The organism is Cohnella rhizosphaerae, from assembly GCF_029525575.1.
GTDB classification, from domain to species: domain Bacteria; phylum Bacillota; class Bacilli; order Paenibacillales; family Paenibacillaceae; genus Cohnella; species Cohnella rhizosphaerae.
The window spans coordinates 423458-445269 of record NZ_JAPDIA010000003.1; the positions used below are offsets into that span (position 1 = coordinate 423458).

A 21812-nucleotide genomic window follows, 5' to 3' on the forward strand; every position below is an offset into this window, starting at 1 on the left:
GGCCTTGCTCGTCGCGGCACTGATCGCCTTTTTTGGTTTACGACTGGAAGGCCGGACTTCTGGGAAGCGCCCGATCGCGGACCAAGGCCGTCTATATGCTGCTGCTGGCGATCGCCGTCTATCATTTCCTGCTCGTCGCGGGCACGATCTCCGCGCCGTCGTACTACGATCTTTTCGAACAAATTTACGGTGGACTCGCGGCGCGCATCGTAGGCTATTTTAGTCCGGAAGGAGGAGCTTAGCCGTGCACGACGCCATCACGCCAAAGCAAGCTGCCATGCTGCTGTTCGTCTTTCTAACGGGCTCCTCCATTATCAACATTCCGGCGCCGCTCATCGCGATCAGCGACAACGAATCCTGGATCTGTCTGCTCGCGGCGGCCGGTCTCGGCCTGCTGCTCCTGATCCCGCTCGTCAGTCTCGCGCGCAGATTCCCCGAAATGGACTATATCGAATACGGGGCCAAACTGGTGACCCGGCCGGTCGCGGCCGTGCTCGGCGTGATGCTCCTGACGCTGCAAGTGCACATGACCGCCGGCATTATCATGGACATCTCGATGTTTCTCAATAGCTCGATGATGCGCAATACGTCCTACGGCTACTTCACCGTCCTGATCTCGCTTGCGGTGGCGTTGACCGCCCGAGTCGGCATCGGGCGGTTCGCGGGAATGTTCGGCTTGCTGATGCTCTCCGTCATGCTGTTCGTCGTCTTCAATATTTCGTTGGCCTCTCCGGGCTTTCATCCCGCCTACATGATCCCGCTCTTCGACGAGGGATTCAAGCCGATCTGGCACGGGATCTACTTTATTTACGGCTTTCCTTACGGGGAATTGGCGATGTTTTGCATGCTGCTGCCGCTCGTCCGCAGCAAGGCCCGGACCCAGGAACGCACCGGGCGGAAATTGGCGCTGGCCGTCGCGCTGAACGCCGCCTCGCTGCTCGCGGTCACGCAAGCAACGGTGCTCATCTTCGGCCCGCTGTCGGGAGAACGCAAATATTCGATGTTCGAGGTCGCCCGGACGGTCTATGTGACCGAGATCTTCGAGCGGCTGGAGGCGCTGATGGGCTATTCCATGATCGTCGCTTCCTTCATGAAGGCGACCATCGTGCTCTACTCGGCGCATCTGACGCTGAACAGCCTGCTCAAGCTGCCTCGGGACAATCGGCAGCTTTTATTCCCGCTCGCTTTCTTGACGACGCTGATCTCGATCGCGGTCGGCTTGCGCGGCCAAGCGAACTGGGATTTTATCGTGTCGGGCATCCATCCGCTATGGGTGTTCACCTGCGGCACGGTGCCGGTGCTCGTCGTGTACGCGGTCTCGCTGATCCGCAGGCGGGTGGTTTGACCGCTTCTCCGGAGGAATTTGGCGCCCTTTTGTCGAATCCGTATCTTATGATGAAAAAAAGAACCATTCTGGCCGTCGTCGGGCTGTTCCTGGTCGTACTGACGGGAATTCGCCTGGCCTGGAACGGCCTGCAGACGAACGATACGCGAGCGGAAGCCGTAAACGGCCTTGTGGACTTAAGCGACTGGGATCCGGCGTCCCAGCCGATATTTTCCCTGTCCGGACAATGGACGTTCTACCCCTCGCAGTTAGTCGCGCCCGGTTCGGACGGCGCGCTCGCGCTCGGGGACGGAGCCGTCCGAACGTTGAAGGTGCCGGGCAGCTGGAAAGCGGCGTTCGGTCCTTCAAGCGGCGGCGCCGTCGGATTCGGAACGTATCGGCTGCGCATCCTGCTGCCGCCCGGCGGCCTGCCGGGGCAGGAGCTGACCGTCCGCGTGCCCGGCATCTCCTCGTCGTCGGCGCTCTACGTGAACGGGCGCCTTACGGGAAGCGCGGGCCGTCCGGCGGATCGCGCCGCCGCTTATACCGCGGGCGTCGTGCCTTACGCCGTCACGTTCGCCGCCGATCGCGACGTGCTGGACCTCACGCTCCAGGCAGCCAATTACGACAACCGTATCAGCGGCGGACTGACGGAGTCCGTCCGGCTCGGCACCGCCCAGGCGATGGGCCGGACGCAGCGCGTGACCGACGGCGCCCAAGCCGCATTGATTTTGTTGGCTGCCATGCATGGCTTGTATGCGATCGCGCTTTACTTCATCGGGGCCAGGCAGCGGGCGCTCCTGCTCTTTTCCCTGCTGAACCTATGCGGCGCGCTCTCGATCCTGTGCAACGAAGACCAGCTGCTGTCCACCTGGTTCGGCGTGGACTTCGAGACGGCCGGCAAGGTCTTCTACTTGTCCTATTTGAGCGTGGCTGCGCTTATGCTGCAATACCTGCGAAGCCTGCTGCCCGAATTCCGGATTCTTCGGCATACGCGCTGGCACTTCGCCGCATGCGTCCTCTTTGGCGTGTTCGTGCTGGTATCTCCGGTTCGCGTCTTTACCCTTCCATACGCCGACGGGTTCCACACGGCGCTGCTGCTCACCTCGTTCATTGCCGCTCCGGTCGTCATCTATCTCGCGGTTCGCCGAGGCGCGCCCGACGCGATCTATTTGCTGTTAGCCGCGGTCGCGATCGCCTGGAATCTCATGTGGGGGGATTTTCAGCTATACGGTTTCGCTGGACAGCGGCTATTATCCGTTCGATTTGCTCGCCTTTTTCGCGATGCTCGCGCTCTACTGGTTCAAGCGGTATTTCCGCAATGCCGCCGAGACCGTCCGATTGGCCGAGCGTCTCCGGGCGGCCGACAAACGCAAGGATGAATTCCTCGTCCACACCTCGCATGAGCTGCGGAATCCGCTGCACGGCATGCTGAACATGGCCCAGGCCGTGCTCGACAGCGGCGAACGCACTGACGCGGATGCCAACCGGGACCGTCTCGCCTTGCTTGTCGCGATGGGCAAGCGGATGTCCTTCCTGCTGCGCGATCTCATCGATCTGAACCTGCTGCGGGAGGATCGCCTGTCGGTGAACCCCGCGCCGCTTCGTCTGCAGACGGAAGCCGCGGGCGTGCTGGACATGGTCCGGTTCATGGCGGCCGGCAAGCCCGTTCGGCTCGAGAACCGGGTGCCGGATTCGCTGCCGGCGGCGCTGGCGGACGAGAACCGCCTGGTTCAGATCCTGTTCAATCTGCTGCATAACGCGGTCAAATTCACGAACGAGGGCTGCGTCTGGATCGAAGCGGACGTCGAAGGCGACGAGATCGTCGTGCGGGTCGCGGATACCGGCATCGGGATGGACGCGGACACGGCGGCGCGCGTCTTCCAGCCTTACGAGCAAGGCGCGCGCCAGCCGGATACGAACGCGGCGGGGTTCGGACTGGGCCTTGCGATCAGCAAGCGGCTGGCGGAGCTTCACGGCGGACGTTTGACGGTCGATTCGACGCCTGGCGTCGGCTCGGTGTTCCAGTTCGCGCTGCCCGTCGCAGAGCCGACGCTTATTCCGACGGACCGCGCCGTCGCGGAACAGACCGACGCCGCCCCGCCGTTCGTGAAGGGCGGGTCCTCGGGCGCGGACCACGTCGGCTCGGCACAGCTCGAAGTCGCCGCGACCGGGCAGGCCTCGGAGCCGACGGCGCTCGCGACCGTCGCTGCGGCCGATGCATCGCCGGAATCGCCTCCGCGCGGCGATCGTTCTCGCATCCTTGCCGTCGACGACGATCCGGTCAATCTCCGCGTGCTCGAGCATGCGCTGTCTGCGGAGCTGTACGAGATCAAGACGACGACTAGCGGCGCGGAAGCGCTGGCTCTCTTGAATACGGGGCCCTGGGATCTGTTGATCGCGGACGTCATGATGCCGGAAATCTCGGGCTACGAGGTTGCCCGTTCCGTCCGCAAAATTTTCTCGCCGTCCGAGCTGCCGATCCTGCTGCTCACGGCTCGCTATCGGGCAGAAGATATCGAAGCAGGCTACTTGGCGGAGGCCAACGACTACGTCGTCAAACCCGCCGACGCGCAGGAGCTGCGGATGCGGGTCAAGGCACTGACCGAAGTCGCGCGGGCTGCCCGGGAGCAGAAGCGTCTGGAGGCGGCCTGGCTGCAGGCACAGATACAGCCGCATTTCCTGTTCAATACGCTCAACGCGATCGCCGCGCTGGCGGATGTCGATACGACGCGGATGCGGGACCTGCTGGCCGCGTTCGGCGACTACCTGCGGGCCAGCTTCGACTCCGCCAACTCGGATCGGCTCGTGCCGCTGGGCAAGGAGTTGGAGCTGGTGCGGGCCTATTTGTACATCGAAAAGGAACGGTTCGGCGACCGGATCCAGACTTTCTGGGAGGTGGAGGACCAGCTTCATGCGCTGATTCCGCCACTGTCCGTTCAGCCGCTGGTCGAGAACGCCGTACGGCACGGCGCGTTGAGGCGCCACGAGGGAGGCACCGTTCGCATTCGTGTCCGCGAGCTCGGGGACGGCGTGGAAATCTCGATCGAAGACGACGGCGAGGGTATGTCGCCCGATAAGCTGCCGCAGTCGCAACTGCACGGAGAACTTCCTGTCGGGTCGCCGGGACGTCCTGCGGGCATCGGCTTGGCCAATACGGACCGGCGGTTGAAGCAGCTATACGGCAAGGGGCTGCAGGTCCGCGGCCGTCCCGGAGGCGGGACGATCGTTTCTTTCGTCGTGCCCAGGCCGTTGGACAAACCCTGGCTCGCAGCGGAGTAATTCGCGCAACCCGATCCCGCGCGAATAAGACGCTGCCGCATCGTTATTCCGCTGAGCGCCGCCGCACCGGCACGAATAAAACGCTGCCGCATCGTTATTCCGCTGTGCACCGCTGCACTCGCGCGAATATGATGCCGGCACATCGTTATTCCGCTGTGCGCCTCCGCACTGGCGCGAATAAGACGCTGCCGCATCGTTATTCAGCCGCGAACCGCTGCACTCGCGCGAATAAGACGCTGCCGCATCGTTATTCCGCTGTGCGTCGGTAGTGTCAAGTGGTCTGTGTAGTAAGATTATCCATCGGGAATTGTGCCCGGTATGAAGTTGTTCTGCAAAGGTGCATCGCTCAAGCGAAGGCGCGGGAGGCTTTACTCGTTGCTCCCGTATCTTTCCTTGTACATCTTCTCGAAGACAGCCTTCGTCTGAGGATCACTAAAGCCTCGGATCGCTCTACCGTACCATTGCTCGTTATAATCCGTGGCTTGCAGGTAGATGATCTTCTCTGCCGCTTCAATGTTTGTTAGGCTGTTCATGGGTCGTAGACGTTTGCGCAGTTCTTTGTTGGTTCGTTCAATGGCATTGGTGGTGTAGATGGCCGCCCAAGTGAGCTGTGGATATTTGTAGAAAGTCAGCAGCGTCGGCAACTGCTCTTCCCAACTCTTCACTTCTTTGGGATACTGCTTACTCCACTTCGCCTTAAACCCGTCAAACACGGCCCTTGCGACCTCTCCATCCAACGCCGTGTAGACCAGCTTAAGATCGCCCAAGAATTCGGTTTTGTCGGCAACCCGGATTTTAGGGAACGTGGCACGGACTTTGTGCACGATGCAGTGCTGGACATCGGCTTTCGGATAGATCTCGCGGAATGCTTCTTCGAGCCCTGGCAGACCGTCGAAAGCACCAACCAGCACATCCGTTGCTCCCCGTTGTTTTAAATCCTTTAACACCTCACGCCAGCCGTTTGAGCTCTCGTGACCGCCGACGTAAAAGCCCAGGATCTGCCGGTAACCTTTTTCATCGATGCCCATGGCCAGGTAGACGACCTCGCTGCTTACGGTGTTGCGTCGCAATTTCACGTAGAGGCCATCCAAATCAATCACGGAGTAACGCCTCTCAAGCGGACGCTTCTGCCAAGCCTCGATGTCCTCCATGACGGTCCGTGTGATGTTGCTGACGGTAGTGGGCGAGTACTGCGCGCCGTACATGCTCTCGATAAACTTAGCGACCTCACGCGTGCTCATGCCACCCTTATACATCTGGATGACTGCCTCTTCGAGCCAGCCCTCGCGGCGCTGATAGGGCTCGAAGAGCTGGGTATGGAACTCACCGTTGCGGTCGCGAGGTACACGAAGATCATCGATCTTGCCATAACGGGTATCGTAGGTGCGTTCATAATAACCGTTACGGAAGTTACGGGCGTTCTCGGACTGTTCGACTTCCATAAAGTTTTTGATTTCTTCACGCAACAGTAGCTCGAGTTTGTCTTTAATCAGTTGCGTTACAGCATTATCCAGTAGATCGTTATACGCATTTTGGGGTACATTAGTCATCGAGTAGGGTCCCTCCTTGGTGGTGTCGCAATCCCGAGGATACCCTACTTTTTTTGCATGCTGCCTAGACGCCAGATGCTGGTACACAGACTAATTTACATCATCTGTGCGTCGCCGCACTCGCGCGAATAAGAAGCTACCGCATCGTTATTCCGCCGCGCACCGCTGCACCGGCGCGAATAAGACGCTACCGCATCGTTATTCCGCCGCGAACCGCCGCACCGGCGCGAATAAGACGCTGCCGCATCGTTATTCAGCCGCGTACCGCCGCACTCGCGCGAATAAGACGCTGCCGCATCGTTATTCCGCTGCGAACCGCCGCACCGGCACGAATAAGACGCTGCCGCATCGTTATTCCGCTGTGCGCCGCCGCACCGGCACGAATAAGACGCTGCCGCATCGTTATTCAGCCGCGCACCGCTGCACTCGCGCGAATAAGACGCTACCGCATCGTTATTCCGCTGCGAACCGCCGCACCGGCGCGAATAAGACGCTGCCGCATCGTTATTCGGTTGCCCATCGCCGTTCCCGAAATAACTTCTTTAAGACGATGGAATTGTTCTTGGACCGTCATCTCCGAGCGAGAAATTCCCCTTCATAAATCGCGCGGATTCTTTCCAGAATCGTGGCTGCCTGAGCCTGAAACTTTAATTCCTTCACCCGGCCCTTCTCCAGATAAACGCCCGTCTTCGCGCGATGCTCCCCGAACGCGCCCTCGTACAAGCGGTTGGCGCCTTCGGTGGGCGGGGAGAAGAACAGCTTCATGAGGGCTTTCACGACGATGGGCAGCCCGGATTGCTTCCCCTTTCGGAGCGTATTGTTGCCGCCCGGATCGACGCTGCGAATCCGGATGCCCTCCTTGAGCAGCCTCGGGGCGGCCGCTTGCGTCCATAATGAGAGCGCGAGCTTGGACGCGGCGTAAGGACCGAGCAGCTTGCGGAAGGTCTTGGGATGTTCCAGCGTCTCGATGCTCAGCGACTTCACGTACTTAAACGCCGTGGACGAGGTATTGATTACCGTTTTAAGGCTGCCTTGCTCTAAATTCCCCATGAGCTCCATCGTAATGATATAAGGAACGACGGTCATCAGCTCGTAATGCCGCTCCCGTCCTTGCGCCGAATAGCTCAGTTCGGGAAAGGAACCGCCGGCATTGTTGAACAACGCGTCGATCCGCGGCTCCTTGGCTTTGATCTCTTCCAGAACCCGCCGCAAGCCGGCAAAATCGGCGAGGTCCGCCGTTTGATAAACGCGTAGCCGGCCGCGCCGCAAGGCTTCCCGGATGTTCGTATCGTCCGCGGGGAAATTGGAGCGGATGACAGCCGCAACCTGCCAATTCTCCGCCAGCAGCTTCCTCGTTAATTCCAGACCGATTCCCGCGCCTGCGCCGGTCACCAGCGCGATATTTTCCCGTGCGTCGTTGTTCATTCGTCGTGCGCCTCCTTCGGATGCCAGGGCGCTATTCGCCCCGATTACGCACATTGTAAAAGTTGGAGTCGACTCCAAGTCAAGGGTGCCGCCGTCTCGCTCCGGCCTTGGTTCGACGCGCTTGACTTGGAGCCGGCTCCAAGATGTACAATGCATACCATAAGCATCTTTCGGGAGGAAAAGGGATGAAAACAGAGCTCGCGTATACGATCAAGCAGACCGCGGACCAGACCGGCGTCTCCGAGGACACGATCCGTTATTACGAGAAGATCGCGCTGCTGCCCCGGGCGGAGCGGAGGGACAACGGGCATCGCGTCTATAGGGAAGAGGACCTTCGTACGATCCGGCTGCTCTCTTGCCTGAAAAAAACGGGCATGCCGCTAGAGGAGATGCGGCCGTTTCTGGCAGTGTCCGTCGACGCCGATCCCGCGGATCATCCCGAGCTGGTCGCCCACTTAAAGAGCCATCGGGAAAATATCGTCAGCCAGATCGCGTCGCTCCAGCAGGTCGTGGACTTCATCGACATGAAGCTGGCGTTAGGGCGATACCGCGGGGAATGCGATGGCGACGAGCGGGAGGGGGCGAAAAAGAAGCCCGTCTCCCCGATGGAGATGAGCCATTTTTCCGCGACAAGCAAGACGGGCAAATCTTAAAGCAAGCGTGAACGCGAATAAACGTTGTGTCGCGATCGTTCGTTCGCGCACGACTTCCCGTAGCTAAGCGACGCTATGCAGGTCGATCGATGGGCTTCAGACTTGCTTCGGCCGGTAGCCTTCCCGAATCCGAGCGTTTATGCCCAGCAGCTTATTCATGAGCGCGATCGCCCATGCCGGCGAGCCACTTGCGTCGAACCCTTCGACGCTGCGGAGGATCCGCGCAAACCGATAAAGATCGGCGAACCTTTGAAACAAAGCAAACTGCCGCATCTCATATTCGTCCAACGTCTTGACCGAACGATAACCGGTTAGAAAATGATCGATCGTACGTCGCGCGTCGGCATCGTCTTGCTCCGCGAGATCGGAGACCGCCGCTGCGACATCCATCGCGTACCAATGGTACATCGCATCGTCGAAGTCGATGGCATAGAATCGCGAGCCCTCCGCTTCGTAGAAGACGTTGTCCGTTTCGAAATCGTAATGAATCAAACCTATCTTTCCGGCATCGGCAGGAAGCGCGGACAACCGCTCTCTTAATCGTGCGAGCTCCTGCCGCGCGCCGACCTCCCGAGGGTGCCGATCCAATATGGACGATATGAATGTCAGCGCATCCTGCCAGTTTCCTCGGATTGTGTCGCCGGGCACGTAAGACTCGGATAATCGGTGCAAACAACCGAGCGCCGCTCCCCAAGCCTCCGCCTGCCGGTCCGTCATTTGATCCAGCGATACATAGCTTCCTCTGGCCTGCTCGAAGACGACGCCATAGTAGCGGCCATCCTCTTCGCTTTGGACCGCCTCGATCCAGTTGCCGTCCGCGGAGCGGATCGGAGATACGGTCGGATAGCCGTGCCCGATCAGATACAGCATGAAGTCGAGCTCCGACTGAATGCGGTCGATCGCGTTGTCTTCTTCATGGACAAAACGGAGGAACTGCCGAATGCCGTCTCTCTCAAACGTGTAGACGAAGTTGCTGCTGGCCCTCCAAAACTTCAGCGTTTGCGCATCGTGCTCCCAATGCCGGATGAACTGCTTGGCCACGGTATCGTTCTCCATGCCGCGCACCATGTTTTTTTAAATGCATCATTTAGCCGGTCGGCCTCCCATTACCCGATGAGAGGTCCGGTCGTTTAACGGCAGCGACCTCTCGCGGGCGTATTCGTATGGCGGTTCGTATTCACACACCATCACTCCTTTTGCGAGGAATTTACCTACGCATCCATTTTCGGTTAAATTTGATTAAGGAACAAGAGGGACTTCATCCGAAAGGCGGATCTGTCGTGAAGGAAGCGGAATACAAAGCGTTCTACGATCGCGTCGGGCAGTCGAACGGCTGGGACTTCAGCAAGCTGAAGGTGCTGACGGAGGGGATGCAGGCAGACATCTACGAAGAAGTCAGGCAGGCGTGCAAGCCCTCCGATCTGCTGCTGGATATCGGCACCGGAGGAGGCGAGGCCGTGCTGGCCCTTCGCGATTCGGCGCTGCTGCTGGTGGGGATCGACCGTTCGCCCGGCATGATTAGGACGGCGAAGGCAAACTTGGCGAAATCCGGGGCTTCGAACGTACGTTTTGTCGAAATGGACGCCGGCCAAATCGATTTTCCAACTCAGTTCTTCAACCTCGTGACCTGCCGGCATGCCGGGTTCAGTGCGCGCCAGGTGGCTAAGGTGCTGTGCCAAGACGGCCAGTTCCTCACTCAGCAGGTTGCCGAAGGCGACAAGCTCAATCTGAAGCAGGCCTTCGGCCGAGGCCAGAGCTACGGGGAACCGGATGGAGCGTTATTGCAGCGATATAAGCTGGAATTGGCTGAAGCGGGATTTTCGGATATTCAGGTCGCGGAATTCGATACGGCGGAATACTACCGAACGTCCGAGGATTTGATTTTCCTTTTGAAGCATACGCCGATCATCCCCGGATTCGGGCAAGAGAAGGGCGACTTCGAGATTTTACGCGCGTTTATGGAACAAAATCGCACGGAAAAAGGCATTCGTACGAATGCGAAGCGATTTAGGATAAGGGCGCGGATGGGCCTTGAACCGGGAGGGATGCGGATATGAAGTTTATATGTATAGGGTACTTGGATGCGCTTCGAATGGATGCACTCCCCAATGAAGAAGTCGATGCCCTCATGCGCGAATGCCAGTCGCATCTAAAGACGTTCCACGGCACCGGTCGGGTCGTCATCGATGCCGGCCTCGATCGGGGACCGAAGCGCCTGCGGCGGAGCGGCGGCAAAGTGGAGGCGGCGAACGTTCCTGCGAACGATTCGCATGGGACGCCGGGCAGCGTCTTCCTCGTCGAAGCGCAGAGCATGGAAGAAGCGATCCGGATCGCTTCCCTGCATCCGACCGTTCAGGTGGGGGCGGGCGAACGGCTCGGATGGGAGATCGATATTTATCCGGTTCATACTTTTAAATCGAACGAGGGATTTAATGACGTGATATGATTTTTCTTACAAATCGCAAGGGAACGTGAACGGATATGGTTAAAGCAGTCGATTCGCCCTCCTGGAATGAGAATTCGATTCTATTTTAGGAGGGCGAAACCAATGAAATTTCAACCGATCGACTTGGAAAAGTGGAGCAGGAGGCCGTACTTCGAGCATTATCTCGACCGGGTGCGCTGCACGTACAGCATGACCGCCAACGTCGACATTACCCTGCTGCGGGAACAGCTCAAGCGCAATGGCGTCAAGTTATATCCGGCGCTGATCCACATGATCGCGACTGCGGTGAATCGCCATCCCGAGTTCCGGACTTGCTTCGACGCCGAAGGCAGGCTGGGCGTCTGGGAGACGATGTCGCCGAGCTTCACGATTTTTCATGAAGCGGACAATACCTTCTCGAGCCTATGGGCGCCGTACAGCGAGGCCTTCGCGGCGTTTTACGACCGATGGCAGCAGCAAGTCGGGAAGTACAAAGACGCGAAGCAGTTATTTCCATGCACCGACGAGCCGCCGAATACCTTTCCGATCTCCAGCATCCCTTGGGTCCATTTTACGGGATTCAACCTGAATATTTACGGCGATGGCGCCTATCTGCTTCCGATTTTTACGATGGGAAAATATGAAAGGCAGGGCGGCAAGCTTCTGCTGCCGGTGTCGGCGCAGCTTCACCACGCGGTTTGCGACGGCTATCATGCGGGCGTGCTGTTCAAGGCGCTCCAGGAGCTGGCGTCGGATTGCCGGAGCTGGCTGTCGGGACTGTAAGCCCGGCGCGATATCGTGTCTTGTCCATCGCCGAACCTTCTGCTACCATAGGGAAAATACGAGGGGGGGTGCTGACATGATCGATATACACTGCCACATCTTGCACGGCGTGGACGACGGCGCGAAGGATCTGGACGAGTCCGTGGCGATGGCGCGGATCGCCTACGCGGACGGCATACGGGATATCGTCGTGACGCCTCACTTCAACGGCTTCTACCTCACCGTGTCCGACATCGTGCACCGCAAGCTCGAGGAGCTGGAGCGCGAGCTGGACAGGCAGGGCGTCGACGTTCGGCTGCATCCGGGCAACGAGGTCCAACTGGTGAGCGCGGCGTTCTTCGACGAGCACACGAGAAATCGCGCGTACTCCCGGCTCGGCCGGACGGGTACGCATCTGCTCATCGAGCAGCGCTGGAGCGGCTACGACCCGGACACGCCGGAGATTGTACAGCGGCTGCTGGATTCGGGCGTGACGCCGATCCTGGCGCACCCCGAGCGTCATCCGTTCTTCAGGGACGATCCGGAGCTGCTGCCGCAGCTGATCGAGCTCGGCCTGTGGACGCAGGTGTCGGCGGACAGCCTCGTCGGCAACTTCGGACCGGAGGCGCAGGCGTACGGGCGCGCGCTCATTGCGGCCGGACATGCGCATACGCTCGCGACCGACGCCCACAACGTGAATCGCAAGCCGAATCTCGGCGCGGGCATGGCGGTCTTCGAGGAAGTGGCCGGCGCCGAGGCGCGGGCCGAACTGGAGGCGAGGATGCGGAGCATTTTGGCCGATTGACGCGCCGTATGGACAGCATCGCCGGGGCAGCGCGCCCCCGGCGATTTTTTTTTGCGGAAAAATCAGGGTCTCCCTCGCGAGTTGGCGAAAATGAGAGCTGCGGGCAGCCGTGACATGCGAGTCGGGCACGGGGGGATCGGACACAGGGGTCGTTATTTTTCAAAAACCGTTCCCTATGGCGATCGAATCGGACTGGAGCGACGTTATTGACCGGTTCAAGGCAAAAAAAGGGCCGGCGATCCCGCGATAGCGGCAACTGGGTCCGCGAGCGGGCCGCAAATCGCGACAGGAACAAAAATAACGGCGCCTTGGTCCGTTCGCTGCGGATTTTAAAGCTTGCAGTCTGGGAATATATTGCAAGCGACTGAGCGCAAACCATCTTCGCGCCGCGCTTTTTGCCTGTCCATACTACCTTCCGCTATCCCGGGATACTCCTCACGCGCCATTTGAATTTTTGTCGAAATTGATATAATAGGCCCCAAGGTAAAACGCTATCACGTCCATGACAGGAGAACTATGAGCGCTATAGCCGGATTGCTGAACGAGCAGGAGCCTGTTGCCGTCGAGGCGGCGAGTCTGATGATGAGGGCTTTGGAGAAATATCCGACCCATCACGTGCGTACCTGGCACGACCGGCATGTGTTCTTGGGCTGCCACGCGCAGTGGTTCACGCCCGAGTCGGTGCACGACCGGCAGCCCTGCCGCGAGGAAGGTCAATCGCTCGTCATTGCCGCGGACGCGATCATCGACAACCGGGAGGAGCTCTTCGCCCGTCTGCAGATCGAGCGCGACCGCCGGCAGCGGATGACGGACAGCGACTTAATCCTGGCGGCTTACCGCAAGTGGGGGAGAGGAAGCGCCGAATTATCTGATCGGCGACTTCGCTTTCGTCCTGTGGGACGAGGGCAGGCGCCGCTTGTTCGGCGCCAGGGATCTGGCGGGCAGCCGCACGCTGTATTATGTCCATCGGCCGGAGCAGTTCGCTTTTTGCACGGTGATGAGCCCGCTGCTTGCGCTGCCCGGCGTCGGCAGCGAGCTGGACGAGTCCTGGCTGGCCGAGTTCCTCGCGATCCCGATCATTCTGGATACGATCGACGTTCGCTCTACGGTTTATCGCCGCATCGGCCAGATCCCGCCCGCCCATTCCTTTACCTTCGAGAAGGGCGGCCTCAAGGTGCGACGCTACGGCTCCTTGGCGGCGGACGTGCCGAAGCTGAAGCTGAAGACGGACGGGGAATACGAGGAAGCGTTTCGCGAGGTGTTCAGGGAAGCGGTCGTATCGAAGCTTCGCAGTTGCCGGAACGTCGGCGCGAGCTTAAGCGGGGGGGCTGGATTCGGCGGCCGTCGTCAGCTTCGCGGCCGCGCCGCTGCGCGAGCGGGGCAAGACGCTGCACACGTACAGCTACGTGCCGCGCGAGGACTTCAAGGACTGGACACCTCGGAGCATGGCGGCCGACGAGACGCCGTACATCAGGGACATCGTGGATCGGGTAGGCCCGATCTCGCACAGCTATATGGACTTTGCGGGCAGCAATTCCTTCGATGAGATCGACGATCTGCTCGGTTCGATGGAAGCGCCCTATAAATTTTTTGAAAATTCTTACTGGTTCAAGGGCATTCTCGCGCGAGCGAGCGAGCAGGACGTCGGCGTGCTGCTGCATGGCGGCAACGGCAACTACTCCATCTCGTGGGGGCCGGCGATGGATTATTATGCGGTGCTCCTGCGACGGCTTCGTTGGGTGCGGCTGTACCGCGAACTGGCGCAGTACGGCAAAAACATGCGCGTCGGCCGGTCGCGGCTCCTGCCGTATATCGGCAAGCTGGCGTTCGCGAATCCGTCCCGGAAGCCGCTGGCGGATATCCCGATGCTGATTCATCCGGACCTGGCGGCGCGCACCGGCGTATTCGACAGGCTGAAAGGCCACGACGTCGGATTGACCGACGCCTGGATGAACGAATTCGAAGCCCGGACGTATCAGTTCGACAACCTGTCGGTCCTGAATCATCAAGGGACGTCGTCGACCAAGCTGTCGCTGCGCTATGCCGTCCGGGAGCGGGACCCGACCTGCGATCCCAGAGTTGTCCGGTTCTGCCTGTCCGTGCCGGTCGAACAGTACGTGCAGGGCGGCATGGACCGCGCGCTCGTCCGGCGGGCGACCGCCGGCTATCTGCCCGATTCGGTCCGGTTGAACCAGCGCGTCCGAGGCGTGCAGGGCGCGGATTGGATCCATCGCGTGCTCCCGTCGTGGGGCAAGCTGGCGGAGGAGCTGCGTCTGCTATGCGAGGATCCGCGGGCCTCGGGGCTGCTGAACGTCGCGCAGGTTCGCAGTTCGCTGGCGGAGATGGGCGATCCGCCGCGCCCCGACCGCGCCTTCGACCGGCACGCGAGATTGCTGATGCAGAGCCTGGTCGTGTACCGGTTTCTCAAGCAATGCGCCTGATGACCCCGGCTTGGAAGGAGGTGAGACACCGATGAAGCAAGAATGGAACCAGCCGACGCTCGAAGTGCTCGACGTGAACCAGACGTTCGGCGGACCGAACGGCCTGTACCCGGATCGCAACGGCAAAGGCGCGAACAATGGCCATCCCCATGCCCCGGAGGCTTCTTAAAATTAGATGGAAACGTTCAAGGGCCCTTATACATCCGGTGTATAGGGCCCTTGTTCGACGCATGCAAGCGGGAAAGGCGGGTGCGCATTCGAATGAAGAATAAATTCGGGCCGACCATGTACCAAGCGTTCGGCCTTCATATATCAAGCGAGATAAGCCTGCCGGAGCTGGTGACGACCGCGCGGATCGGCGGGGCGGACGTCGAGATCAAGCTCGGGGATTTGTCGCGGGATTGGCGCGCGGCCGAGGTCGAGGACGATTTTTATGCGTTCGAGGACGACCGCTTTTTGTTTTACGTGCCGGAAGTGGCCGTCTACGCCATTCGCGGCGGGAGACAGATTATCGTCTCGCCCTTCGCCGGCGCCGAAGACAAACGCATTCGCCTTTACTTGCTCGGCACTTGCATGGGCGCGATCCTGATGCAGCGCCGGACGCTTCCGCTTCACGGCAGCGCCGTCGTCGTCGACGGGCGCGCGTATGCGTTCATCGGAGAATCGGGCGCCGGCAAGTCGACGCTTGCGGCCGCGTTCCGAAGCCGCGGCTATCGGCTGCTTACGGACGACGTGATCGCGGTGGCGTCCGGCGGCGAGGACGGCGGCACCCCGGTCGTCATGCCCGCCTATCCGCAGCAGAAGCTTTGGCAGGAAAGCATCGAGCAGTTGGGCCTGCAGTCCGACCGTTATCGCCATCTGTATATGTCGAAGTATGCCATACCCGTTACCGCCGGATTTTCCGTCGATGCCGTGCCGCTGGCCGGCGTGTTCGAGCTGTCGCGAACGGACGGGGACGAGGTGACGCTCTCGCGCTGTCAGGCGCTCGCAAGGCTGGCGCTCCTGCGGATCCATACGTACCGGCCCTTTTTGGTCTCGCGACTAGTGGGAGATCCATGGCATTTTTCGACAGTGACCGGGATGGCGAGCCGGATCGAAGTATTCAGATTGCAGCGGCCCGCCGGCGGTTTCTCGGCGCAGGAGATGGCAGAGGCGGTGCTGCGTACCGTACTTGGCGGCGAGAAGGTCGTGCAGGGATGAGGGGCCAAAGAAGGCTGGACGTCGCGCCCGTGTTCTTTTATCTCCAGAAGCTGCGCGCGTTCGCCGGGCCCCGGCTGTATGCGAGTCTGGCAGGGACGATCGCGGTCAGCCTGCTGGAGGGCGTCGGCATTTTCCTGCTGGCCCCGATGCTGGGGCTGATCGGGCTGATGGACGCGTCCTCCGGAAGCATCCCGCTGTTGTCCGCCGCGGCGAAGCCGCTTCAGCACCTGTCGCCAGAGATGAGGTTGCCCGCCGTACTCGCCGTTTTCCTGATCCTGCTGCTGGGCCAAGGACTGCTGCAGCGTCTCCTGGCCAACCTGAGCGCCCGGCTGGAGCAGGGCTTTATCCGGCATTTGAGGCTCGAACTCTATCAGGGTCTGATTCGATCGCACTGGGCGTTTTTTCTGAAAAGAAGAAGGTCGGATTTTATCCATCATGCGACGATCGAACTGCCCAGGGTAAGCTTCGGCGTGTTCATGTGCCTGCGCCTCGCCACGACGCTGCTCTTCACGCTGATCCAGATCGGCTTCGCCTTGTGGCTGTCCGCGCCGCTCACCTTGGCCGTCCTGGCGTGCGGACTGGCGCTCGCCGCGTATTCCCGGTCCCAGTTAAGGAAGTCGAGAGCGATCGGGCAGGAGACGACCGAGCTGATGCAGCGCTACGTGGGCGGCATGACCGATCATTTCAACGGCATCAAGGACATCAAGGGCAATCGCATGGAGCGGCAGCATATATCCTGGTTCCGCGCCCTGTGCGACCGCCTGGAGAGCAACCTCGTTCAATTTACGAGACTGCAGTCCGCCTCTCAATTCCATTACAAAGCCGCGGCGAGCGTCCTTATCGCCGGATTCGTTTATTTTGCCTTTGCGGTGCTCCATGTTCAAGCCGAGACGCTCGTTTTGATCGTGCTCGTCTTCTCGCGGCTGTGGCCCAAGTTTGCGTCGCTGCAGTCCAACCTGGAGCAGATCGGCCAGACGGTTCCCGCCTTCAGGCATTTGCGGGAGCTGCAGCAGGCGGCCCTGGCCGCGCAAGAGGCCGGGCTTGGGGCGGCCGGGCTTGGCGGAGGAGACGCCGTTCGCGTCGCGCAGGGCTTCGAGCTTAGGGACGTGTACTACCGTTACGACCGCGAGCAGGAGACCTATGCCCTTCAAGCCGTGAACCTGCGGATTCCTTCGCATCGGATGACGGCCGTCGTCGGCCGGTCGGGCGCGGGGAAGAGCACCTTGATCGACGTCCTGATCGGACTCGTGCAGCCGGAACGCGGGCAGGTACTCGTGGACGGCAAGCCGCTCGGCGCGGGCGAAGCCTGCGAGCTGAGGCGGTCCGTCAGCTACGTTTCGCAGGATCCGTTCCTGTTTCACGAGAGCGTAAGAGACAATCTGGCGATCGCCGCTCCGGACGCGAGCGAGGCGCAGATGTGGGAAGCGCTGCGGTTCGCGGCGGCGGATGCGTTCGTCAAAAGATTGCCGGAAGGGCTCGATACCGTATTGGGGGACCGGGGGATTCGTCTCTCCGGCGGCGAACGGCAGCGAATCGTGCTGGCGCGGGCGATCCTCCGCGATCCGTCCGTCCTCGTGCTGGACGAGGCGACGAGCGCCCTGGACGGCGAGCGCGAAGCCGGCATTCAGGAAGCGCTGGAACGGCTGCGGGGCAGGATGACCCTGATCGTCATCGCCCACCGCCTGTCCACGATCCGCGGCGCGGACCAGATCATCGTGCTGGACAACGGCGCGGTCGTTCAGCAAGGTGGCTACGCGCAGCTCTCCGAGGAGCGGGGCGGCTTGTTCGGGAAGCTGCTGTCGTATCAGGCGCGGGCGAGCGGTTAGCGGCAATGCGTCCGGTTGCATCCTGCCCGGAGCCAGGCGATTCATCGAATGGCCCGGCTGCATTTTCAGAAAACATTCAGTTCATTTTAATCTCCGACTTAGCTTCTGCGTCCATAGTTAAAGGATGCGAAAGTTAAAGGAGAGGCCTCCGAATGAAAGCTCCCGCAAAATCGAAAGCGGATATTCCGCTGCTTTTTATCGTTTTGTTGTCCGCGTTTTTGAACGGTTACGGCATCTGGACGGACAAATACGCCAATACGTACTACACGACGGCCGTCGCGGCCATGATGGAAAACTTCCATAACTTCTTTTTCGCCTCGCTCGATTCGGCGGGCTCGGTCACGGTGGACAAAACGCCCGTCGTCTTCTGGATCCAGACGCTCAGCGCCAAAATATTCGGGCTCCACGGCTGGAGCGTCATCCTGCCGCAGGCGCTTGCCGGCATCGGCTCGGTGCTCCTCGTTTACAAGCTGGTCAAGCCGTCCTTCGGCCTGGCCGCGGCGCGGGTCGCTGCCCTCCTCATGGCATGCACGCCGATCGCCGTGGCCGTCAGCCGCACGAACAACATCGACAGCATGCTCGTATTTACGCTGCTGCTCGCCGCTGCATGGCTGTTTCGGGGCGTGCGAAAAGGCAGCGCGTGGAGCGTCGTCGGCGCGTTCGCGATGGTCGGCGCGGGATTTAACATGAAGATGCTCCAGGCGTACATGGTGCTGCCGGCCTTTTATTTGTTCTATTGGATCGCTTCGGGTCGTTCCTGGAAAAAGAAAACGGGCGTACTGGCGGGGGCTACGGCGCTCATGCTGGCCGTCTCGGTGTCGTGGGCGGTCGCCGTCGATGCGATTCCCGCGGACAAGCGGCCCTATATCGGCAGCAGCGGCACGAATTCGGTGCTCGATCTGGCATTCGGCTACAACGGCGTGTCCCGGCTCACGGGCGACCGCGGTCAGGGCGGGGGCGGCGCGCCGAACTTTAGCGGTGACGGCGGGGGCTTCAGGGCGGGCGGGCAAAGCCAGAGGCCGGGCCAGGGGGTTAGCCAGGACCAGGCACCCGAGCAAGGTCAAGGGGGCGTGCGAAGCCAGGCGCCCGGCCAGGGCGATGGGGCCGGCCAAAGCCAGTCGCCCGGCCAGGGCGATGGGGCCGGCCAAGGTCAGACGCCAGGCCAGGGAGACGGGGCCGGCCAAAGTCGGACGCCCGGCCAGAACCAGGCGCCCGGCCAGCAAGACGGTGGCGGCTTCCAGGGTGCTCAGCAGGGCGGCGCCGACAGTTTTGGCGGCGGCTTCCGGCAGGATGGCGGCGGATGGGGCCGCGGATTTGGCGACGCCGGCGGCTTCGGCGGTCCGAACGGGGGCAGAAGCGGCGGCATGTTCGGGACGGGCCAGGCCGGACCGCTGCGTTTGTTCCAAGCGTCGCTGTCCGACCAGGCCAGCTGGCTGATTCCGTTCGCGCTCATCGGCTCGATCGGCTTGCTTGGCAGCATCCGCAGGCGGAGGTGGACCGACAAGCACAAGGAGACGATTTTCTGGCTGTCCTGGCTGCTCCCCGCAGCGGCCTTCTTCAGCGTAGCCGGCTTTTTCCATCAGTATTATCTGATCATGCTCGCGCCTCCGATCGCCGCGCTGACGGGGGGCGGGATTCATCGAGCTGTGGCGGGCGTACAGGGACCGGGCGGGATGGCAGTCCTGGCTGCTCCCCTCAGCGATACTTGCCACGACGGCGTTCGCCTACTATATCGTTCATCCGTACGATGCGACGATCGGCGGCGGGTGGGCCGCGGGCATCGGGCTCGCCGGCGTGATCGCGACGGCGCTGCTGATCGTCTGGCGAACGAGGGAAAACCTGCGCCCCGCCCGCCTATGGGCGATCGCAGGCTTGCTGACGATGCTGATCGGCCCCGTTTATTGGGCGCTGACGCCGATCGCGTACGGCGTGAGCAGCATGACGCCGATCGTCGGTCCGGGCTCGTCCCGCGAGACGAACGGACCGCAGGGAGGCAGCTTCCAGGGACGCGGTCAAGGCGGCGGCGAATCGGCCGGCAGCGTAGACGAGGGGCTCTACGCCTATTTGAAGGCGCACAATACGGGACAGAAATATTTGCTCGCGGTATCCGACTACGGCACGGCGGCTCCGTATATGATCGACAAGGGAGAATCCGTCGTCATTCTGAACGGGTTCAACGGCTCGGATCGGGTCTATACGGCAGAGAAACTGCAAGCTTTGATAGCCACGGGCGAGGTCAAGTATTTCCTGATCGGCGGCGGAGGCATGGGGGGCGGCGGCCGCGGAGGCAATGCGGAGGTCACGCAGTGGATTCAGGCGCACGGCAAGGAGATTCCGGCGTCCGAATGGCGGGCGACCGGCGCTGCTGCGCAGTTCGATGCCGGGGGCGGCCGGGCGAACGGCGAGTTCGGCGATTTTAATGGCTTCGGAGGAGGCGCGACGCTGTATGTCGTCGACGGCGTAAGCGCCAAATGATCCGACGTTATGCGCCGCGAGGGGGGCGGTGCGGTGCCATAAGCGCCAAAGGGCACTAACGCCGCCTCGGCGACGCACAGAACGGTGCCGATAAGCGCCAAAAGGCACTAACGCCGCCTCGGCGACGCACAGAACGGTGCCGATAAGCGCCAAAAGGCACTAACGCCGCCTCGACGACGCTCAGTCCGGTGCCGATAAGCGCCAAAAGGCACTAACGCCGCCTCGGCGACGCTCAGAACGATGCCGATAAGCGCCAAAAGGCACTAACGCCGCCTCGGCGACGTTCAGAACGGTGCCGATAAGCGCCCAAGGGCACTAACGCCGCCTCGGCGACGCTCAGTCCGGTGCCGATAAGCGCCAAAAGGCACTAACGCCGCCTCGGCGACGCTCAGAACGATGCCGATAAGCGCCAAAAGGCACTAACGCCGCCTCGGCGACGTTCAGAACGGTGCCGATAAGCGCCCAAGGGCACTAACGCCGCCTCGGCGACGCTCAGTCCGGTGCCGATAAGCGCCAAAGGGCACTAACGCCGGCTATAATGTCACGTTCTTTGCAAAGATATGGCCCGCGGGCCTTTTCGGCCCGAATCGGCTACAATATAGCTACCAAACTCCAGCAAAGGAATGAAGCCCATGTCCGCAAGCGAACAAGCCGGCAGCAAGCCGGCCGAGATTACGAAGGACGGTTCGTTCAAGCGTCAAGTCAACCGCTTTACGACGCCGTTCGGCGACGGTCCGGGCGAGCTGCCCGTCGAAGCGGGAAGGTACCGACTGCTATGGTCGGCGGCATGCCCTTGGGCGCATCGGTCCGTTATCGTCCGCCGGGTGCTCGGGCTCGAGGAGGCGATCGGCCTGGGAACCGTGAGCCCGATGCGGCCGAGACTCCCGCGCGTCGACTGGGAATTTTCGCTCGACCCGGACGGCGTCGATCCTGCGCTTGGAATCCGTTACGTCAGCGAGATCTACCTGAAAACGGACCCGGACTACGCCGGCCGGCCGACCGTGCCCGTCGTCGTGGACATGCGCAAGCGCGAGGTGGCGAACAACGACTACTTCAAGCTGACCAACTATTTCGAGACGGTCTGGGCACCTTTTCACAAACCGCAAGCTCCGAATCTGTATCCCGAAGCTTTGCGCGAGTCGATCGACGCTTTGAACGAGGTGATCTTCCACGATATCAACAACGGCGTGTACAAGTGCGGCTTCGCGCATTCGCAGGAAGCCTACGACGCGGCCTACGACACATTGTTCGCGCGTTTGGACGAGTTGGAGCAGCGCTTGTCGACGAGCCGATTCCTGCACGGGGACTTCATCACGGACTCCGACGTACGGCTGTATACGACGCTAGCCCGATTCGACGCGGCGTATTATACGGGGTTCCGGACCAACCGCAATCTGCTTCGCGAATTCGAGCATTTGTGGGGCTACGCCCGCGATCTTTACCAGACGCCGGGGTTCGGAGATACGACCGATTTCGACGCGATCAAGCGCCATTATCATCTGTCGATCACCATCGCGACGGACAAGCAGGAAGTGAACATCCTGCCGAAGGGACCCGACCTCGCGGTTTGGGACACCCCGCACGGAAGGCAGCGGCTGAGCGGGCGGGAAGCGAAGTTCCTCGTACGCGAATGAACCGGGAGGA

Annotated in this window: 16 protein-coding genes and 2 pseudogenes; 15 read left to right on the forward strand and 3 right to left on the reverse strand. The window is 61.1% G+C overall.

Annotated elements, in window-relative coordinates; all coding sequences use genetic code 11:
* Positions 1 to 32 precede the first annotated feature (32 nt).
* From OMP40_RS07510 to OMP40_RS07525, 4 genes are read left to right on the forward strand one after another with little or no spacing between them, the layout of a single operon-like run.
* Positions 33 to 242: a hypothetical protein gene (locus OMP40_RS07510; RefSeq protein WP_277530427.1), complete on the forward strand. Its 210-nt coding sequence runs from the start codon at positions 33 to 35 to the stop codon at positions 240 to 242.
* 2 nt (positions 243 to 244) lie between these two features.
* On the forward strand, positions 245 to 1345 hold the full coding sequence (locus tag OMP40_RS07515; RefSeq protein WP_277530429.1) for a GerAB/ArcD/ProY family transporter: 1101 nt from the start codon (positions 245 to 247) through the stop codon (positions 1343 to 1345).
* 29 nt (positions 1346 to 1374) lie between these two features.
* The gene (locus OMP40_RS07520) at positions 1375 to 2706 is read left to right on the forward strand and encodes a 7TM diverse intracellular signaling domain-containing protein (RefSeq protein WP_277530431.1); all 1332 of its coding nucleotides are present in this window, start codon (positions 1375 to 1377) and stop codon (positions 2704 to 2706) included.
* A complete protein-coding gene (locus OMP40_RS07525; RefSeq protein ID WP_277530433.1) occupies positions 2591 to 4606 on the forward strand; it encodes an ATP-binding protein in 2016 nt (671 codons plus the stop codon). Before OMP40_RS07520 ends, OMP40_RS07525 begins: the two co-directional genes overlap by 116 nt.
* 368 nt (positions 4607 to 4974) lie before the next feature.
* On the opposite strand, the gene OMP40_RS07530 is transcribed toward OMP40_RS07525, so the two are convergent.
* Positions 4975 to 6156, reverse strand: coding sequence for an IS256 family transposase (locus OMP40_RS07530; protein WP_277530434.1), 1182 nt, complete (start codon positions 6154 to 6156; stop codon positions 4975 to 4977).
* Positions 6157 to 6726: 570 nt separating this feature from the next.
* Positions 6727 to 7581: an SDR family NAD(P)-dependent oxidoreductase gene (locus OMP40_RS07535; RefSeq protein ID WP_277530436.1), complete on the reverse strand. Its 855-nt coding sequence runs from the start codon at positions 7579 to 7581 to the stop codon at positions 6727 to 6729.
* Positions 7582 to 7766: 185 nt separating this feature from the next.
* On the opposite strand from OMP40_RS07535, the gene OMP40_RS07540 reads away from it, so the two are divergent.
* A complete protein-coding gene (locus tag OMP40_RS07540; protein ID WP_277530438.1) occupies positions 7767 to 8234 on the forward strand; it encodes a MerR family transcriptional regulator in 468 nt (155 codons plus the stop codon).
* A gap of 96 nt (positions 8235 to 8330) precedes the next feature.
* Here the strand turns inward: OMP40_RS07540 and OMP40_RS07545 are convergent, their stop codons facing one another.
* Positions 8331 to 9275: a phosphotransferase enzyme family protein gene (locus OMP40_RS07545; RefSeq protein ID WP_277530439.1), complete on the reverse strand. Its 945-nt coding sequence runs from the start codon at positions 9273 to 9275 to the stop codon at positions 8331 to 8333.
* Positions 9276 to 9514: 239 nt separating this feature from the next.
* On the opposite strand from OMP40_RS07545, the gene OMP40_RS07550 reads away from it, so the two are divergent.
* From OMP40_RS07550 to OMP40_RS07595, 10 genes and pseudogenes are all read left to right on the forward strand, one after another.
* Positions 9515 to 10291 carry a class I SAM-dependent methyltransferase gene (locus OMP40_RS07550; protein WP_277530441.1) on the forward strand — a complete coding sequence of 259 codons (777 nt, stop codon included), beginning with the start codon at positions 9515 to 9517 and terminating at the stop codon, positions 10289 to 10291.
* The gene (locus OMP40_RS07555) at positions 10288 to 10680 is read left to right on the forward strand and encodes a YciI family protein (RefSeq protein WP_277530443.1); all 393 of its coding nucleotides are present in this window, start codon (positions 10288 to 10290) and stop codon (positions 10678 to 10680) included. Before OMP40_RS07550 ends, OMP40_RS07555 begins: the two co-directional genes overlap by 4 nt.
* A gap of 102 nt (positions 10681 to 10782) precedes the next feature.
* A complete protein-coding gene (gene catA / locus OMP40_RS07560; protein WP_277530445.1) occupies positions 10783 to 11442 on the forward strand; it encodes a type A chloramphenicol O-acetyltransferase in 660 nt (219 codons plus the stop codon).
* Between the two features lie 76 nt (positions 11443 to 11518).
* The gene (locus OMP40_RS07565; RefSeq protein ID WP_277530447.1) at positions 11519 to 12226 is read left to right on the forward strand and encodes a tyrosine-protein phosphatase; all 708 of its coding nucleotides are present in this window, start codon (positions 11519 to 11521) and stop codon (positions 12224 to 12226) included.
* A 516-nt stretch (positions 12227 to 12742) separates the two neighbouring features.
* Positions 12743 to 14667, forward strand: a pseudogene (locus OMP40_RS07570) (asparagine synthase-related protein).
* 31 nt (positions 14668 to 14698) lie between these two features.
* Positions 14699 to 14836 (forward strand): paeninodin family lasso peptide, encoded by a 138-nt coding sequence (locus OMP40_RS07575; protein ID WP_110468972.1) that lies wholly within the window; start codon positions 14699 to 14701, stop codon positions 14834 to 14836.
* A 92-nt stretch (positions 14837 to 14928) separates the two neighbouring features.
* Positions 14929 to 15867: an aldolase gene (locus OMP40_RS07580; RefSeq protein WP_277530450.1), complete on the forward strand. Its 939-nt coding sequence runs from the start codon at positions 14929 to 14931 to the stop codon at positions 15865 to 15867.
* Positions 15864 to 17693 carry an ABC transporter ATP-binding protein gene (locus OMP40_RS07585; protein WP_277530452.1) on the forward strand — a complete coding sequence of 610 codons (1830 nt, stop codon included), beginning with the start codon at positions 15864 to 15866 and terminating at the stop codon, positions 17691 to 17693. Before OMP40_RS07580 ends, OMP40_RS07585 begins: the two co-directional genes overlap by 4 nt.
* Positions 17694 to 17845: 152 nt before the next feature.
* A pseudogene (locus tag OMP40_RS07590) lies at positions 17846 to 20168 on the forward strand (glycosyltransferase family 39 protein).
* Between the two features lie 632 nt (positions 20169 to 20800).
* Positions 20801 to 21802 carry a glutathione S-transferase family protein gene (locus OMP40_RS07595; RefSeq protein WP_277530456.1) on the forward strand — a complete coding sequence of 334 codons (1002 nt, stop codon included), beginning with the start codon at positions 20801 to 20803 and terminating at the stop codon, positions 21800 to 21802.
* Positions 21803 to 21812 lie beyond the last annotated feature (10 nt).

Excerpts from the sequence above, each read along its gene's own strand:
- OMP40_RS07530 (WP_277530434.1), bottom strand. The coding sequence starts at position 6,156 with ATGACTAATGTACCCCAAAATGCGTATAACGATCTACTGGATAATGCT.
- OMP40_RS07535 (WP_277530436.1), bottom strand. The coding sequence starts at position 7,581 with ATGAACAACGACGCACGGGAAAATATCGCGCTGGTGACCGGCGCAGGC.
- OMP40_RS07540 (WP_277530438.1), top strand. The coding sequence starts at position 7,767 with ATGAAAACAGAGCTCGCGTATACGATCAAGCAGACCGCGGACCAGACC.
- OMP40_RS07555 (WP_277530443.1), top strand. The coding sequence starts at position 10,288 with ATGAAGTTTATATGTATAGGGTACTTGGATGCGCTTCGAATGGATGCA.
- catA (WP_277530445.1), top strand. The coding sequence starts at position 10,783 with ATGAAATTTCAACCGATCGACTTGGAAAAGTGGAGCAGGAGGCCGTAC.
- OMP40_RS07565 (WP_277530447.1), top strand. The coding sequence starts at position 11,519 with ATGATCGATATACACTGCCACATCTTGCACGGCGTGGACGACGGCGCG.
- OMP40_RS07575 (WP_110468972.1), top strand. The coding sequence starts at position 14,699 with ATGAAGCAAGAATGGAACCAGCCGACGCTCGAAGTGCTCGACGTGAAC.
- OMP40_RS07580 (WP_277530450.1), top strand. The coding sequence starts at position 14,929 with ATGAAGAATAAATTCGGGCCGACCATGTACCAAGCGTTCGGCCTTCAT.
- OMP40_RS07585 (WP_277530452.1), top strand. The coding sequence starts at position 15,864 with ATGAGGGGCCAAAGAAGGCTGGACGTCGCGCCCGTGTTCTTTTATCTC.
- OMP40_RS07595 (WP_277530456.1), top strand. The coding sequence starts at position 20,801 with ATGTCCGCAAGCGAACAAGCCGGCAGCAAGCCGGCCGAGATTACGAAG.